Origin of the sequence: Corynebacterium aurimucosum, assembly GCF_046895345.1 — a bacterium.
Lineage (GTDB): Bacteria > Actinomycetota > Actinomycetes > Mycobacteriales > Mycobacteriaceae > Corynebacterium > Corynebacterium aurimucosum_G.
The window spans coordinates 2,451,617-2,469,122 of sequence record NZ_CP160096.1; the positions used below are offsets into that span (position 1 = coordinate 2,451,617).

The following is a 17,506-nucleotide window of genomic DNA, read 5'->3' on the forward strand; positions in this document are numbered from 1 at the left end:
GCCCCCGTACCCCACCTCCACCGCGTGCCATGTAACGCTCGGCACATCTCTTCTGATATTTTCAATGTCAAAAGTACGTGAAGTAGGGGTGCGTCCCCTCTCTACCCTACGAAGGAGCTTTCCCACATGGACCTGAAAGCCTTGATCGGCCAGTTCTTCGACGAGAAGGGCAACATTGCCCTGCCGCCTCACCTCACGTTGGCGGGGCTCGCCGAACACGTCTATGCGTCGGAGCAGCAGGCGGGAATCCCGGATCGCCCGGTCATGCGCCAGTGGGTCTATACCGATAACCCGGAGGGCACCCCTCGTGATATCACCCGCTCCCAGGTCAATACCCGCATCAAGGCGGTGGCAGCGCGCCTGCAGCAGGTGGGCAAGATGGGGGATCGCGTGGCCATCCTGGCGGGCAACTCTCCCGAGTACATTTTCGGTTTCTTGGGCGCGATGTACGCGGGTATGACGCCGCTTCCGCTCTACGATCCGAACGAGCCTGGCCACACTGATCACCTGCGGGCAGTCTTCGGCGATGCCAACCCGTCGATCGTCCTGACCAACAACATTTCAGCTGCGGCTAACCGAGCTTATTTCGCGGACCGCCCGGCGTCTGAGCGCCCGCGTATCATTTCCATCGACTCCCTGCCGGATTCGCTGGCGCAGAGCTGGGTGAACCCGCTGGAGACCGAGGAGGGCAAGGCGGCCCTGGCCGCGTTGCAGACCGCGCCGGTGGACCACCCGGCCTTCCTGCAGTACACCTCCGGCTCCACCCGCACCCCGGCGGGTGTGCTGTTGACCAACCGCAACATCATGACCAACGTGCTGCAGATCTTCACCGCGGTGCAGATCAAGCTGCCGGCGCGCGTGGTGTCCTGGCTGCCGATGCACCACGATATGGGCATCATCCTGGCAACCTTCGTGACTATCTTGGGCCTCAACCTGGAAATCATGACGCCGCGTGACTTCGTGCAGCAGCCCAAGCGCTGGATTGACCAGCTCAAGCGCCAGCCCATCGATGAGCAGCTGCAGGGGACCTATGCCGTGGTTCCGAACTTCGCCCTCGAGCTTGCCGCGCGCTATGGCGCCCCGGCCGAGGGAGAGAAGCTGGACTTCAGCAATGTCGATGGCATCGTGATCGGATCGGAGCCGGTCACGGAGTCCGCAGTGAATTCCTTCTGGGAGACCTTCGGCAAGGAAGAGTTTGGCCTGCGCCGCGATGCCCTGCGCCCGTCCTATGGCATGGCGGAGGCCTCGTTGATTGTCACCACGCCGCAGACCCTGGAGCGCCCGCTCATTTCCCACTTCGACCGCGAGCGCTTGGCTCAGGGTGAGGCGGTCATCGTGGAGAAGTCCGCGGACTCCGTGGCCTATGCCTCCTGTGGCCAGAGCGTGGTGGCCCAGCACCTGACCATTGTGGACCCGGAGACCAAGGCCGAGCTGCCGGATGGCCGCGTGGGCGAAATCTGGCTCCACGGTGACAACCGCGCCGCCGGATACCTGGACCGTGCGGAGGAAACCACCTCGACCTTCCACAACTCGCTGGGGGAGCGCCTGAAAGAGGGATCCCGCGTGCCGAATGCTCCGGAGGATAACAACTGGTTGGCCACGGGTGACCTGGCGGCAATCGTGGATAACCAGCTCTACATCACCGGTCGCCTCAAGGACCTCATTGTGGTGGCTGGCCGTAACCACTACCCGCAGGATATCGAAGGCACCGTGCAGGAGGCCTCGGGTCACGTGCGCGCGGACTCCATCGCGGCCTTCTCGGTGGAGGGCGGCAGCACCGAGGAACTCGTGCTGCTCATTGAGCGCGCCGACGGTGCCAACCCGGCCGATGACGCCGCCGCCTCCGAAGCCATCCGCTCCGCGGTCTCCGCGAACCACGGCGTGACCCCGGCGGTTATCCAGTGGTTTAACGCAAACGAGATCAAGCGCACCTCCTCGGGCAAGATTGCCCGCCGCGTGGCGAAGAAGAGCTACCTCGCTTCCTAAAGCCCACGCCGTTCAACCCCCGTTCCCGCGCTACTGCGGGGCGGGGGTTGCCGCTGCCTGTGGGTATGTCGGTTATGAAACCCAAGTTAACAAAGTGGGATAATCGTCCGATAGCCCCTATATACGCATCGATGTGCGCGCTTTTGTGCTGCGCAAAATCGACCGCATACTTAGATAATTTTAGCCCGCGTAAGAAAGCTAGAGATTTATGACCGTTGAAGAGCTTCGTGGCTGGCTGCGCACCTGGGTTGCGCAGACCACCGGCCTATCGGCAGAGGAAATCACGGACACCAAGCCGTTGGAGAATTTCGGGCTGTCCTCGCGTGACGCAGTGGTCCTTTCCGGTGAGTTAGAAAACCTCCTCGGCATTAAGCTCGAGCCCACCGTGGCCTACGAGTATCCCACCATTGCGCAGCTGGCAGAGCGCCTTGTCAACGGCGCAGCCGGCGCCCCGGCAGAAAGCGCGCCGCGTGGGGCTTCGCCGCGTTCTGCTTCCCTCGCGGGCGGGGACATCGCCGTCATCGGCTACGCCGGCCGTTTCCCGGGGGCCAAGAACGTCGACGAGTTCTGGACCATGCTCGTCGAGGGCCGCGCTGGCACCGGTCCACTGCCCGTCGGGCGCTGGTCGGAGTACTCCTCCGACCCAATTACCAGCGAGAAGATGGAGCAGCAAAACACCGACGGCGGCTACATCGAGGACATCGCCTCCTTCGACGCCGAGTTCTTTGGCCTCTCCCCGCTGGAGGCAGCCAACATGGACCCGCAGCAGCGCATCCTCCTGGAGGTGGCGTGGGAGGCTCTCGAGGATGCCGGGGTACCCGCCAACCAGCTGCGCGGCACCGCCACCGGTGTCTACATGGGCTCCACCAACAATGATTACGGCATGCTCATTACCGCCGACCCGGCCGAGATGCATCCCTATGCCATGACGGGTACGTCTTCGGCGATCGTGGCCAACCGCCTGTCCTACGCTTTTGACCTGCGCGGGCCATCGCTCAACGTGGACACTGCCTGCTCCGCTTCCCTCGTAGCGGTCAACCAGGCGGTGAAAGATCTGCGCGTTGGTGCGGCTGATGCGGCTCTTGCCGGCGGCGTGAACATCCTGGCTTCCCCGCATGCGTCCATCGGCTTCAGTGAGCTCGGTGTGACTTCGCCGACCAGCGCCATTCACGCTTTCTCCGATGATGCCGACGGTATTGTCCGCTCCGACGCGGCGGGCGTGCTCGTGCTCAAGCGCCTCGAGGACGCCGAACGCGATGGCGACACCATCCACGCCGTCATCAAAGGCACCGCGGTCAACTCCGACGGCCACTCCAACGGCCTGACCGCCCCGAACCCGGAGGCGCAGGTCGACGTCCTCGAACGCGCCTATGCCGACGCCGGCATTCGCCCGCAGGACGTGGACTACGTCGAAGCCCACGGCACCGGCACCATCCTCGGTGACCCCATTGAGGCCACCGCGCTCGGCCGCGTGCTGGGCCCGGGCCGCCAGGCCGCCAACCCGACCCTGCTGGGCTCCGCCAAGACCAATATCGGCCACTCCGAGTCCGCCGCCGGCGTGGTGGGCCTCATCAAGGTCATCGAGGGCATGCGCCACGGCGTTATCCCGCCAAACATCAACTACGTGGGCCCCAACCGCTATATCGACTTTGACGCCGAGCACCTCGAAGTGGTTGAGGACCCACGCGAGTGGCCGGAATACTCCGGCCAGAAGATTGCTGGTGTTTCCGGCTTCGGTTTCGGCGGCACCAATGCGCACGTCGTCCTCACCGATTACCGCGGCCTGACTCACCAGGATGCCCCGCAGGTCGCCATCGGTGAGGGGCACCCGGTGGCCCTGCCAGTTTCCGGCTTGCTGCCGTCCCGTCGTGCTGCCGCTGCGGCCCACCTGGCGGACTACATCGAAGCGGAGAACCCGAACCTGCTCTCCCTGGCCCGCACCCTTGCGCGCCGCAACCATGGGCGCTCGCGTGCGGTCATCGTGGCGTCGTCCAGCGAGGAGGCCGTCAAGCGTCTGCGCCAGGTGGCTGAGGGAACCGTTTCCGTGGGCATCGCTGCGGCAGATTCCCCTTCGGTGCACGGACCTGTCTTCATGTACTCCGGTTTCGGCTCCCAGCACCGCAAGATGGCCAAGGACATGATTGAGGTCTCGCCGCTGTTCAAGGAGCGCTTGGAGGAGCTCGACGTCATCGTCCAGCGCGAATCCGGCTGGTCCATCCTGGAGCTGGTGCACGACGACGCCCAGACCTATAACACCGAAACCGCGCAGGTGGCCATCACCGCCATCCAAATTGCGCTGACGGACCTGCTCGCCACCTTCGGCGTGCGCCCGGCCGGCGTTATCGGCATGTCCATGGGTGAAATCGGCGCGGCCTATGCTGCGGGCGGCATCACGGCGGCCGACGCCATGCTCATCGCCTGCCACCGCGCGCGCCTCATGGGCGAGGGCGAGGCCTCGCTTCCGGAGGACCAGCAGGGTGCCATGGCCGTCGTCGAGCTCTCCGCCGAGGAGATCGACGCCCTGCCTGGTTCCATCGAGCCCGCCGTCTACACCGGCCCGGGCATGACCACCGTGGGCGGCCCGCGCGAGGAGGTCCTCGCGTTGGTGGAGCGCCTCGAGGGCGAGGGCAAGTTCGCCCGCGCGCTCAACGTCAAGGGCGCGGGTCACACCTCCGCCGTCGACCCGCTCCTAGGTGAGCTCTATGCGGAAATCGCTGGCATCGAGACCCGCCCGCTGCACACGACGCTTTTCTCCTCCGTCGACCGCGGCAAGGTCTACCGCCCCGGTACGGTGCTGCACGATGAGGACTACTGGATCCGCATGACCCGCAAGCCCGTCTACCTGCAGGACGCGGCGGAGGCAGCGTTCGCGGCGGGCCACATGCAGATCGTGGAGATTTCCCCGAACCCGATTGCGCTCATGGGCCTGATGTCCACCGCCTTTGCCGCGGGCAAGGCGGATGCGCAGCTGCTCTACAGCTTGAAGCGCAAGGTAGACCCCACCGAGTCACTGCTGGACCTGCTGGGCAAGCTCTACGTCGCGGGAACTCCGGTGAACTACACCAAGGTCTTTGGCTCCGGCGCGCTTGTCGCCGCCCCCCATACTCGTTTCCGCCGCCAGCGATTTTGGACCAACGCTCGTCCCTCGTCGGGCGTATCTGGCCTGCCGGGTGCGCGCGTGACGCTGCCGGAGGGCGCGGTGGCGTTCTCCACGAACGCCGACCAGGCACCGAGCGCGCTGGCCATCCTGGAGGCTGCCGCCGAGGCCGTGACCCCGGGCGCTCACATCGCGGCGAGCGAGGAGCACCTCGACCTGCCCGCGAAGGGCGAGGTCACCACGATTGTCCGCCGCACGCTGGGTGGACTGTCGCTGGCGGTGCACTACGTAGACGGAGCGACCACCAAGCTCGTTGCGGAAGGTTTTGCCTCGACCCTCAACCTTGCCGAACCCACCCCGACGGCGGAGCCGAGCCTGCCGCAGGCGGTCACCGCGCCGAAGTTCGCTGACCCCGATGTGGGCGCCGATGCCGTGCGTTGGGACCCGGAGAAGGAAAGCGTGGAGGAGCGTTTGGCGCTCATCGTGTCGGAGTCCATGGGCTACGACGTCTCTGACCTCCCGCGCGAGCTGCCGCTCATTGACTTGGGCCTGGATTCGCTCATGGGTATGCGCATTAAGAACCGTGTGGAGAACGACTTCCAGATCCCGCCGCTGCAGGTGCAGGCGCTTCGCGACGCCTCCCTTGCCGACGTCATCACCATGGTCGAGGAGGCCGTGTCCGAGCAGCCCGGTGCTGCCGCACAGGCACCGGCTGACGCGGCCGCTGAAGCTGGAACCGCGAGCACCGACGCACCTTTCGCGCTCACCGAGACCGGCCACACCGGCGCGAACGACACCACCGTGAGCGCGAAGGGCGGCGCAGATAAGCCGAACGGCGAAAGCGGCGGCATGGACGAGAACGGCGAAGGCGTAGGTGTTGCACCGCGCGATGCCTCCGAGCGCATGGTCTTTGGTACCTGGGCCACCTTCACGGGCAAGGCCGCGGCTGGCGTGACCTCTGCGCTGCCGCAGGTCAGCGATGAGGTCACCGCAAAGATTGCCGAGCGCCTCACCGAGCGCGCCGGCATCGAGGTCACCGCACAGCAGGTTCAGGAAGCCGAAGCCCTGGAGAACTTGGCGGACCTCGTCCGCGAGGGCCTGGAGACTGAGGTCGAGGGCAATATCCGCGTGCTGCGTGAGGCCGATGGCCCTGCCGTCTTCATGTTCCACCCGGCCGGCGGCACGACCGTGGTGTACCAGCCGCTGACTCGCCGCCTGCCGGCGGATGTTGCGGTCTACGGCGTGGAGCGCATCGAGGGCAGCCTGGAGGATCGCGCTGCCGCCTATATCGAGGACATCCTGCACTACGCGCGCGGGCGCAAGGTCGTGCTCGGCGGCTGGTCCTTCGGCGGCGCGCTGGCCTATGAGGTGGCCTACCAGCTGCAGGAACGTCAAGCTCGCGGCGAGGATACTGCTGAGGTTGCCTTCATCGCTCTGCTGGATACCACCCAGCCGGCTAACCCGGCACCGAAGACGCTGGAGGAGACCAAGGCCCGCTGGGGCCGCTACGCCGCCTTCGCTAAGAAGACCTACGGCCTCGACTTCGAGCCGCCCTACGAAATGTTGGAGACCGTGGGCGAGGATGCACTCATGGCCATGCTCGCCGAATTCCTCAGCTCCACCGACGCCTCCGAGCATGGCCTGTCTGCCGGCGTGCTGGAGCACCAGCGCGCGTCCTTCGTGGATAACCAGATTTTGGGCTCGCTGGATATGGGAAGGTGGGCGTCGGTAAGCGTGCCCGTCATCCTGTTCCGCTCCGAGCGCATGCATGACGGCGCCATCGAGCTCGAGCCGGCCTATGCGGAGATTAACCCGGACGGCGGCTGGGGCGTTATCGTGAAGGATCTGGAGATTGTGCAGCTGCCGGGTGACCACCTGGCGGTTCCCGACGAGCCCGCAATCGGTATCGTGGGCAAGCACATGGAGGAATGGATCGAGGAGAAGATTCGGAAGTGACTAGTACCGCTGACAAGCTAGCGGACCTACGCGAGCGCCTCGAGCGTGCCCAAGACCCCGGCAGCGAGCGCTCCCGGGCGCGCCGCGACGAAGCTGGGCGTTCGACTCCGCGCCAACGCATCGCCGCGCTTCTCGACGAAGGCTCCTTCGTCGAAACCGGCGCCCTGGGCAAGACCCCCGGCGACCCGGACGCGATTTACTCCGACGGCGTGGTCACCGGCCACGGCCGCATCAACGGCCGCCCTGTCTGCATCTATGCCCACGACAAGACGGTGTACGGCGGTTCCGTGGGCGTGACCTTTGGTAAGAAGGTCACTGACATCATGGACCTGGCCATCAAGATCGGCTGCCCGGTCATCGGTATTCAGGATTCCGGCGGCGCGCGCATCCAGGATGCGGTGACGTCTCTGGCCATGTACTCCGAGATTGCCCGCCGCCAGCTGCCGCTGTCCGGCCGCAGCCCGCAGATTTCCATCATGATGGGCAAGTCCGCCGGTGGCGCGGTGTATGCGCCGGTGACCACGGACTTCATCATCGCCGTCGATGGTGAGGCCGAGATGTACGTGACGGGCCCGAACGTGATCAAGGAGGTCACGGGCGAGGAGATTTCTTCCCACGACTTGGGTTCCGCGCGCCAGCAGGAGCTCAACGGCAACGTGTCTGTCGTGGTGCCCTCGGAGGATGAGGCCTTTGACCTGGTTCGCGACTTGCTGGATCATTTGCCTCTGACCTGCTTCGACGAGTCCCCGGTCTTCGATGCGCCTACTGATGACGAGGTGGCTGAAGACATTGAGCTGGATTCCTTCATGCCGGATGACACGAACGCCGGCTACGACATGATGGACCTGCTCACGCAGCTTGGCGACGATGACGAGCTCATCGAAATCCAGGAGAACTACGCCCCCAACGTCATCACCGCCTTTGGGCGCATCGACGGCAAGGCCGTGGGCTTTGTGGCGAATAACCCGATGCATTCGGCGGGCTGTATCGACGCGGATGCCGCCGATAAGGGCGCGCGCTTTATCCGCATCTGCGATGCCTATAACATTCCGCTGGTCTTCGTGGTCGATACGCCGGGTTACCTGCCGGGCGTGGACCAGGAGAAGGCTGGTCTGATTCACCGTGGCGCGAAGTTTGCATTTGCCGTGGTGGAGGCCACCGTGCCGAAGGTCTCGCTGATTGTGCGCAAGGCTTATGGCGGTGCGTACGCCGTGATGGGCTCGAAGAACCTGACCGGTGATATCAACTTGGCGTGGCCGACGGCCCAGATCGCCGTGATGGGATCTGCCGCCGCCGTGGTCATGATTGCGGGCAAGCAGCTCGAGGCTGCCGAGACCCCGGAGCAGCGCGCCATGACGAAGAAGATGTTCATGGACTTCTACGACGAGACCATGACCGCGCCTTATGTCGCCGCGGAGCGCGGTTACCTCGATGGCATGATTAAGCCCTCCGAGTCGCGTCTAGCCCTGCGCCGCGCGCTGCGCCAGCTTGCCGATAAGCAGGAGAAGGACCTGCCCAAGAAGCACACCATCTCCCCGCTCTAGCGTCCTGGGGTTAACTGCCTCGTGTTAGCTACTCCCGGGATGCATGCTCACTGGGCGACCTAAGCCTCCGCCGCGAGCCCCTGGCACGGAACGTAACGTTTGGGGCGGTTTCGTACGATAGGCATAAAGTCTAGGAATTCAATCAAAGGAGAAACCTAATGCTCTCTAGCGTTCTTGACCTCGGTGGCGACATCATCAATCTCGTCATCATGCTGCTCAACCAGGCAGGCGTGAACGTTGGCGCCCTGAGCTCGAAGTAAGTCAACGCTTCTAGCCCCTCCTTGTGGAGGGGCTTTTTTAATCCCAGACCGGGCTGGGGATGGGGATTGGTGGAGCGCCGTCGGGAGGCAGCCATGCCATGCGGCCCTCAACTCGGTCGATGCGCCCGCGATATGTGGGTCGGGCGGGGTCATCATCATTGATGGCGTTGTGATATTTACATAGCGGCACGAGGTTGTCGAGGTTGGTCGGTCCGCCATCCTGCCAGCGCCTTATATGGTGCATCTGGCACTCCGCGGCTGGTCGTGTGCAGCCGAGCCAGGCGCACGTCGGATGTTCTGCGCTGAGCAGGAGCCGCTGTTTATCGTTGGCAAAACGGCTCCCGTGATACAGATTCACCGGCCCCTCGACCGGGTGGAAGAGCGAGACAAAGCCTCGCTCGGCAAACTGCGTGCGGAGAAATTCAGCGCCGGTCATGGTTCCGCCGTCAGTTGCCTGCAGAATAATATCGTCGCCCTCACCGCGCACAATCTTGTCCAGCTGCTCTAGTCGCACAATCACGTGCGCATGCAAGGCTGGCTTCGGTGCGCCGCCGCCGGAAAAGACTTCGTGGACGGCCTTCAGCAGGTCGTCGGAGGTGGCCTTAAGCGTGCCCACCAGATTGGCAATCGCGCGCGGACGGTCCGTGATGATGAGCTTATGCATACCGGTTGCACCACGCCGCACGCGGACGCCGGGGCTAGGCTCGGGTTTAAGTTCCGAGAGTCGTAGCTTCGCCACGCGCGCAATCTCGCCCTCGGGGGTCGAGCACAATTCCACTCGCAGATCCCAAGCTTGGCGTGAGTTTTTGACGCGTGCCACATGACGCTCAATCTGCAGCAGCGTATCCAGCGCATGGTCCGTCTCCCGCGCACGGCGCTGCTTGGCAGTGAAAGAAGTCTGGCCAAAATAAACGCGGTGAAGTCCTTCGAGCTGCCGCGCCATGCGTGTCGTCGCCCCCAGCGCGAGCATCTCCTCGCGCGTGTGGCCGGCGCACAAGGACACGACGTGCATGCCGCGAGCAAGTGCCCCGAGTAAGTCCCCCAACTTCATGCCTCACACCCTAAAACGGCCTAAATCACCCCGCAACCGGAACGCCAAACTCCCAGTTCAAACGTCCAACCGCACGGCGTGAATGCGCCACTTCGACCGGAGAGTAGTCGTGACGCGTTGGGCTTCAGCGGATGCTCAAAATGAAAGCAGGTCCCCGGCGTCGTGTAGGGCGAATTGGCAGTTCAAGCACAAACCTTAGGCGCGGGAGCGGGATGCAAAAGCCGCGATGGCTCGCCAGCCAAAGAAGAACAGCGCGGACATCACGGTGGCCACGATGAGGAAGGACCAGTGCGGCAGGCGGCCGTTGACCAGCATCCACAAAGCCATGCCGCCGATGACGGCGCTCAGCCACACGACGGCGCCCTCCTTCCACAGGCCGCTCAGCTTCGTTGCCATGATGATGACCCAGCCCACGAGCGCGCCCACGGTCCACGGCCAGAAGGCATCAACCCAGGAGCTAAAGCTCAGGCCACCATGCGCCAGGCGGGCGAGGATGGCGAAGAGAGCGAGAGCGAGGACGTCGATAAGCGGGGCAACGCGCATTTAGGATTCCTTCCGGTTCAGCGCCGCGTAAGAAAAGCCATCGCGGGCGTAGTGGGCGAAGTAGATGACCCATCCAATGATAGTGATGAGCGCAAAGGAAATAAGCCGGTAGATGATGGCCGCGGAGGTGGCGTGCACCACGGTCAGACCTGTCGCCACCAGCGGGGTGATGAGCGCGGCCTCCACCGTGCCCACACCACCCGGGGTGACCTGCGCGGAGCCAGCCAGCTTCGCGGCGAGGAAAGCCAGTGCAACGCCGGCCAGGGTGGTGTCGTCAGCACCGGCGCGCAGCCACGGAATCTCCCCGGTTACCGCCCACACGGAAGCCCATAGCGCGGCCATATCCCCCAGGCGGTGAACTAGCGACGCCCCGGCAACCACAGCAAAGGGGCCACGCGAAAGGTGGACCTCGCCGAGGTTGCGGACCTCCTGAATCGCGCGGTCCCGTTTCGGGCCGGGCCGTAGCTTGCGAAGCCAGCGCTCGAGGGTCACCGGGTGCGAGGTCAGCCAGAAGATACCGCCGAGTGCTGCGAGCATGAGGACAACCGTGGTGATCAGCGATCCCAGAGCCATATCTGCGTTGAGGAAAAACACCCCGCCCAGGCCAATGAGCGCGAGGAACATCGAGCTAATGATCGAGGATAGAAACAGGAAGTAGCTGCACAGCGCCACCGACGCGCCCCAGCGGCGCTGCACCTGAAAGGTGAGCAAGGCCGAAAAGGCAGGGCCCGCTGGCAAGGTCGTGGACCAGGCATTAGAGGCCAGCGTGATGGCGTAGGTTTCGCGCAGCGGCACCGTGACGCCGCCCGCGCCGATGAGCCGCTTCATCACTTCCGCCATACCCGCGATGGAGAGCAGCGCGAAGAACACCACCAGCGCCACGGGGAAAGGTTCGGCGTGGCGCAAGCGGCGCAGTCCCTCGGAGATGAAGTCCAGCTGGTCGCGGAAGAACCACGCCAGCGCAGCCAGAATCAGCAGGGAGATTATCCAGGTTAGCCAGTTCTTTTTCATCGACCATCCGTGGAATTGAGGCGCTTGACCAGCTCGGAGAATGGGATGAGCTCCGCGTCGGTGTCGGCACTGCGGTCCCCGCGTACGGCGGCTTCGTTCGCCGTGCTTGGCGACGCCTCCTCGACCTGTTCTGCCGGAGTCACGGGGGAATGGGGAGCGTCGGCCTGCTCGGTGGACCCAGTCGAAGAACGCGGCTCGTCCCGCTTGGTAGTAACGGCGGGGGACGGCGCAGCTTGTTCAGTCGGTGCGGCTTCTTCGTTGTTCAGTACTGGGGCGGCAGGCACCGACTCGGCGGCTGGGGAGTTCTCGCCGCCGAGGCGATGGGTCAGGCGGGTGAGGAAGCGCGGTGCCCACCAGTTGTCCTCGCGCAGCAAGTGCATAACGGCGGGGACGAGGAGCATGCGGACGATGGTGGCGTCGATAAGCAGTGCAAAAATCATTCCGAAGGCGATGTACTTCATCATCACGATGTCGGAGAAGCCGAAGGCGCCTGCGACCACAATCATGATGAGCGCCGCGGCCGTAATGATGCCGCCGGTGTGTGCGGTGCCTGCTGCGATGGCCTCGTCCGTGGAAGCGCCCCGGCGGCGGGCCTCCACCATGCGCGAGACCAGGAAGACCTCATAGTCCGTGGACAGGCCAAAGACGATGGCGATGATAAGCACCAGAATCGGGCTCATCAGAGGGCCGGCGGTGAAGTTGAGCAGTCCGGAGCCGAGGCCATCGACGAACATGAGCGTCAAAATGCCCAGCGTGGCGCCCAGGGAAAGCAGCGTCATGATGATGGCCTTGAGCGGCAGGATGAACGAGCCGAAGACCAGCGCCATGAGGATGAAGGTGGCCAGCACCACGTAGAGGGCCATCCAGGGCAGGGTATCGAAGAGCGCGTCGAGGGACTCGACCTCCATGGCCGGGGTGCCGCCGACATAAAGCTCCACGCCTTCCGGTGCCTCGATGTTTTCGAGCTCGTGGACGATGCGTGCGTAGTCCTCGCGGTCTTGGATGCCGGCACCGAGGACGGTGGTGCCGTCGACGGTCGCGGTCTTCGGACCCATCGGCTCGGTAAGGCCCTGGATGGAGCGGGCTTGCATGACGACGTCGACAAGCTGCTCGTTGGTCGCGTTCTTCACCACGAGCTTGACTGGCTCGGTGCGGAAGGAGGGGAATTGCTCGTTGAACTGATCCTGCGCCACGCGCGCGTCCTGGTTGGGCGGCAGGTAGGTCTCGTTGATGCCGCCGAATTTCACGCCCAGCACCGGCAAGGTCAGCGCGATGAGCAGGGCGCAGATGGCGGTGGTCATCAGGCCCGCGCGGCCCATGGCCCAGCGCGGCATCCGGTACCACCACGTGTCCTCGATGTGGCGCCCGCGGCGCGAGGTCTTGCGCACGGTCCACTTGTCGATGTTGGGGCCCAGCATGCCAAATAGCGAGGGCAGCACCGTCACCGACAGCAGAGCGGCCAGGCCGACCGCGGAGATGGAGCCATAGGCCACCGACTTGAGGAAGGCCTGCGGGAAGAGGAAGAGCCCGGAGAGGGACACGGCCACCATTGCGGCAGAAAAGACGACGGTCTGGCCGGCAGTAGCGGTAGTAATCGCCACCGCCTCTTTTGTATCGCGGCCCTTGTCCAGCTCCTCGCGGAAGCGCGAAACCATGAACAGGCCATAGTCAATGGCCAGGCCCAAGCCCAGCAGCGTCACCACGGCCTGCGCGAACACGTTGACCTGCTGGAAGCCAGCCAGGATCGAGAGGATGCCCAGAGAACCCAGAATGGACAACCCGCCCACGACGAGCGGCATGAAGGCTGCCACGACGGAGCCGAAGACAATCAACAGCAGCAGGCCGACGAGCGGCAGGGCGGCTTTCTCCGCGCGGGAGATGTCTTTGGACATGCCTTCATCCAGTGCGTCGGCCACGGCCGTGGCGCCCGCTACCTGCACGGGCAGGTCGCTGGAGTGCAGGGAATCTTCGATGGCGCGGAAGTCCTTGAGCGTTTGCTCGCCGTCGCCTTTCAGCCCGATGGCGGCGAAGGCCGTGGAGTGATCCTGCGTGATGAGGTTCGGGTTGCGCTTATCGAAGTAGCTGGTGACGGAGTCGATCTGTTCCGGGTACTGCGCCTTGAGGTCATCCAGAAAGGCCTTGGCCTCGGCGGCGTGGGCGTCAGGGGCATCGAAAAGCAGGATGACGTCGCCGGAATTGTCGCGTCCGAAGGTCTCCAGCTCGATCTGTGCCGCGCTTGTCGACGCCGCCCCCGGGTCCTCCCAGCCCTCCTGACTCATGCGCTCCTCCAGGCGCGTGCCGAAGCCGAAGAAGAGGCCGAGGATGAGCCCGACGATGATAAGCGGGATGACCTTGCGGTGGGCATAGGAAAAACGGCCCCAGGAATAAAACATGCGGCTCCTAACTGTGCTCGGGCGCGCGGTCCGGAAGCAGCGCGGACAGCGGGCGGAAAGGCTGCAGCCAGGCGCCGCCTGGAGGCAGGTTGTCCAGGTTAACGCGGGGCAGCGGTTCGCGGAAGACGCCGTCGATGTCTTCGAGGTCGACGAATTCGATGTCGGGGTGGGTCAGCGCCCAGGAGGCGTGCTCGTGGAAGCCGAGGACACAGGTGGGCACACCGGAAGCCGTGAGCTGTTCCAGCAGGTGCTGGAAGTTCTGACCGTCGGCAGAGGCCACGATGACACCGGAGAGGTTCTCGCGGTTGGCCTTGATGTATTCGACCATGTCGGGGTCGACATCATCGTCCTCGTGGAGCTTCGGCTTGGCAAAGACGGCGAAGCCGACGTTGCGGATGGCCTCGACCCAGGGGCGGATGACGTCGGCGCCGCCGGGGGTGACGTTGGTGAAGACGGCGGCTTCGGGGGTGGCGTCGTTGTCAAAGGCCAGCTCCACCAGCCAGCGGCCGATGGCATCAAAACGCGGGCGGTAGGCGGCGGTGGGGCGCCCGCCGAGGATGGCGCCGAGCCCCATATCCATGTTGGGCGCATCCCACACCAGAAGGTAGGTGCCGGCCATTATTTCTTCTCCCACAGGTACTCGGTGATGACGTGTTCCTTGTCTAGTCCCTTGCCCTCAAACTTGGTGATGACCTGGCGGTCGGTGAGGATGGGGCACTCCGGCCAGGGCCAGCCCTTGTAGTCGAGGGAAGGCTCGACCTCGACGAGTTCGTTGATCCACTCGGCGTAGCCGGCGTGGTCGGTGGCCACATGAAGCACGCCGCCGGGTTTCAGGCGGGAGGCGAAGAGGTTGAGCGTGCCGGATTGGATGATGCGGCGCTTGTGGTGGCGGGCCTTGGGCCACGGATCCGGGAAGAAGATGCGGATGCCATCCAAGGACTCCGGCGCAAACATACGCATGAGAACCTCGATGCCATCGCCGCGGACCATGCGGATGTTTTCGATATCGTTGCGCACGATGGATCCCAGCAGCTTGGCCAGGCCTGGCTTGTAGAGCTCGACGGCAACAATGTTGGTGTCCTTTTCCAACGGGGCCATCGCAGCAGTGGAGGTTCCGGTGCCGGAGCCGATCTCCACGATGGTCTTGGCCCCCTCGCGGCCGAACCAGGCGGGGATGTCGAGGGGTTCGTCGGCAAGCAGGCGTCCCAACTGTGGCCAGTGCTCCTCGAAGAGGGCGTTCTGGTTGTCAGTGAGGGTGCCGCGACGGAAGGTCACGTTGCCGAGGCGTGGGTAGTCCAAATCATTGTTGAACTCGGCGTTGAAATCCGTCTGGAGGCCGCGGCCGTGAGGCATCTGCGCGGCGGGATTCTGGGAGGAGTCTGCACTATTCATCAGTTGACATTGTTCCCTTAAGCAGGGGTGAGGGGCAACGTGCCGCGCCGTGGAGGGTGGAGGGCGCCTAGGTGGAAACAGATCAGGGCTCCGCGGGGGTAATAGGACGGGCGTACTGGATGAGTGATGCTTAGAAACAGAGCCCCCGTATGGGGGCGATTGAGGGCGGTGGGTGTCATATTTCACACTTCGCTGTCCTCGACATAGTCGGCATGAGCTGGGTGGATATAACCGGGGTGGCGGGCATTACACGTTCTGTTATCACCAGTATCCGTACTCTGGTTGGTGAAACGTCGATAGGGGAAACCTTCGGCGATATAAAACACCCTGGCCACACCGACCACAGGAGAATGTGAGATGACCGCAACTATTAAGGGCCTTGTAGGTGAACTGCCCACGAAGAACGAGAAGCTTATTTCGTGGATCAGTGAGAGCGTCGAGCTCTTCCAGCCGGAAGAGGTCGTCTTCGTAGATGGCTCCCAGGAGGAGGCTGACCGCCTCGCCGCCGAGCTAGTGGAAAAGGGCACCCTGATTAAGCTCAACGAGGAGAAGCGCCCGAACTCTTACCTGGCTCGCTCGAACCCGTCGGATGTCGCCCGCGTGGAGTCCCGCACCTTCATCTGCACCGAGACTGAGGAGGACGCAGGCCCGACCAATAACTGGGCCCCGCCGGCAGCCATGAAGGAAGAGATGACCGAGGCCTTCCGTGGCTCCATGAAGGGCCGCACCATGTACGTCGTGCCGTTCTGCATGGGCCCCATCAGCGATCCGGACCCCAAGCTCGGCGTTCAGCTGACTGACTCGGCTTATGTTGTGCTCTCCATGCGCATCATGACCCGCATGGGCCAGCAGGCCCTGGACAAGATCGGGGACAACGGCGACTTTGTCCACGCTCTGCACTCCGTCGGTGCTCCGCTGGAGCCGGGCCAGGAGGATGTCGCGTGGCCGTGCAACGAGAAGAAGTACATCACGCAGTTCCCGGCAACCAAGGAGATTTGGTCCTACGGCTCCGGTTACGGCGGCAACGCCATTCTGGCCAAGAAGTGCTACGCGCTGCGTATCGCTTCCGTGATGGCGAAGGAAGAGGGCTGGATGGCAGAGCACATGCTCATCCTCAAGCTCACCAACCCGGAGGGCAAGAAGTACCACATCGCGGCCGCCTTCCCGTCTGCTTGCGGCAAGACCAACCTGGCCATGATCACCCCGACCATCCCGGGCTGGAAGGCTGAGGTTGTGGGCGATGACATTGCCTGGATGAAGTTGCGCGAGGACGGCCTGTACGCCGTCAACCCGGAGAACGGCTTCTTCGGTGTGGCGCCGGGCACCAACTACGACTCCAACCCGATTGCCATGAAGACGATGGAGCCGGGCAACACCCTGTTCACCAACGTCGCGCTGACCGACGACGGCGATGTCTGGTGGGAGGAAATGGGCGAGGCCCCGGAGCACCTCATCGATTGGCACGGCAACGATTGGACCCCGGCTTCCACCACCAAGGCTGCGCACCCGAACTCCCGCTACTGCGTGCCGATTACCCAGTGCCCGTCTGCCGCTCCGGAGTTTGATGACTGGAAGGGCGTCAAGATTGATGCCATCCTCTTCGGCGGCCGCCGCGCGGATACCGTCCCGCTGGTGACCCAGGCCTTTGACTGGAACCACGGCACCATGATCGGCGCCTTGCTCTCCTCTGGCCAGACCGCTGCCGCTGAGGGTAAGGTCGGCACCCTGCGCCACGACCCGATGGCCATGCTGCCGTTCATGGGCTACAACGCCGGTGACTACCTGCAGCACTGGATCGACATGGGTGAAAAGGGAGGCGACCGCATGCCGGAGATCTTCCTGGTCAACTGGTTCCGCCGTGGCGAGGACCGTCGCTTCCTGTGGCCGGGCTTCGGCGAGAATTCCCGTGTTCTCAAGTGGATTGTGGACCGCATCGAGGGCAACGTCGACGCCGTCGAGACCGTCGTGGGCCACACCGCCCGCCCGGAGGATATCGACCTCACCGGCCTAGACTTCGACATCGAGGACGTCCGCGAGGCCCTTGCCGTGAACCCGGCCGACTGGGCCGGCGACATGGAAGACAACAAGGAGTACCTGACCTTCCTGGGCTCCCGCGTGCCGTCTGAGGTGTGGGACCAGTTCAAGGCGCTCAAGGAGCGCGTTGAGGCTGCCTCCTAACGCCGCTTTCCGCGCCGCTGCTTTCCGACGCCCCCTCCACCCAGCGGTGGCGGGGCGTCGCCGCGTTCTGGCATGTTAGGTTGGCCACAATAAGG

The 17,506-nt window shown here is 64.1% G+C and carries 10 protein-coding genes; 4 read left to right on the forward strand and 6 right to left on the reverse strand.

From position 1 onward, the window contains the following. The first annotated feature begins 126 nt into the window (after positions 1-126). The 3 genes from ABZS45_RS11575 to ABZS45_RS11585 all read left to right on the forward strand — a co-directional run bounded on the left by ABZS45_RS11575 (position 127) and on the right by ABZS45_RS11585 (position 8,583). Entirely contained in the window at positions 127-1,986 is a 1,860-nt protein-coding gene (locus ABZS45_RS11575) for a FadD32-like long-chain-fatty-acid--AMP ligase (protein ID WP_412099949.1), read from the forward strand. 208 nt (positions 1,987-2,194) lie between these two features. Then, on the forward strand, positions 2,195-7,039 hold the full coding sequence (pks13, locus tag ABZS45_RS11580; RefSeq protein ID WP_412099950.1) for a polyketide synthase Pks13: 4,845 nt from the start codon (positions 2,195-2,197) through the stop codon (positions 7,037-7,039). Next, positions 7,012-8,583, forward strand: a complete 1,572-nt coding sequence (locus ABZS45_RS11585) for an acyl-CoA carboxylase subunit beta (RefSeq protein ID WP_412099952.1) — start codon at positions 7,012-7,014, stop codon at positions 8,581-8,583. Before pks13 ends, ABZS45_RS11585 begins: the two co-directional genes overlap by 28 nt. Before the next feature lie 297 nt (positions 8,584-8,880). Here the strand turns inward: ABZS45_RS11585 and ABZS45_RS11590 are convergent, their stop codons facing one another. From ABZS45_RS11590 to trmB, 6 genes are all read right to left on the reverse strand, one after another. Then, positions 8,881-9,894 carry an HNH endonuclease signature motif containing protein gene (locus ABZS45_RS11590; protein WP_412099953.1) on the reverse strand — a complete coding sequence of 338 codons (1,014 nt, stop codon included), beginning with the start codon at positions 9,892-9,894 and terminating at the stop codon, positions 8,881-8,883. A 195-nt stretch (positions 9,895-10,089) separates the two neighbouring features. Next, entirely contained in the window at positions 10,090-10,437 is a 348-nt protein-coding gene (locus ABZS45_RS11595; protein WP_070597008.1) for a DUF3054 domain-containing protein, read from the reverse strand. Beyond that, entirely contained in the window at positions 10,438-11,448 is a 1,011-nt protein-coding gene (locus tag ABZS45_RS11600) for a lysylphosphatidylglycerol synthase transmembrane domain-containing protein (protein WP_412099954.1), read from the reverse strand. Next, complete coding sequence (locus tag ABZS45_RS11605) at positions 11,445-13,841, reverse strand: MMPL family transporter (RefSeq protein ID WP_412099956.1); 2,397 nt, start codon at positions 13,839-13,841, stop codon at positions 11,445-11,447. The genes ABZS45_RS11600 and ABZS45_RS11605 overlap by 4 nt, the downstream gene beginning before the upstream one ends. Before the next feature lie 7 nt (positions 13,842-13,848). Further along, positions 13,849-14,460, reverse strand: coding sequence for an NYN domain-containing protein (locus ABZS45_RS11610; RefSeq protein ID WP_412099957.1), 612 nt, complete (start codon positions 14,458-14,460; stop codon positions 13,849-13,851). Then, positions 14,460-15,233: a tRNA (guanosine(46)-N7)-methyltransferase TrmB gene (gene trmB, locus ABZS45_RS11615; RefSeq protein ID WP_412099958.1), complete on the reverse strand. Its 774-nt coding sequence runs from the start codon at positions 15,231-15,233 to the stop codon at positions 14,460-14,462. Before trmB ends, ABZS45_RS11610 begins: the two co-directional genes overlap by 1 nt. A gap of 357 nt (positions 15,234-15,590) precedes the next feature. Between trmB and ABZS45_RS11620 the strand changes: the two genes are divergently transcribed. Further along, positions 15,591-17,411 carry a phosphoenolpyruvate carboxykinase (GTP) gene (locus ABZS45_RS11620; RefSeq protein ID WP_412099959.1) on the forward strand — a complete coding sequence of 607 codons (1,821 nt, stop codon included), beginning with the start codon at positions 15,591-15,593 and terminating at the stop codon, positions 17,409-17,411. The last annotated feature ends 95 nt before the right edge of the window (positions 17,412-17,506 follow it).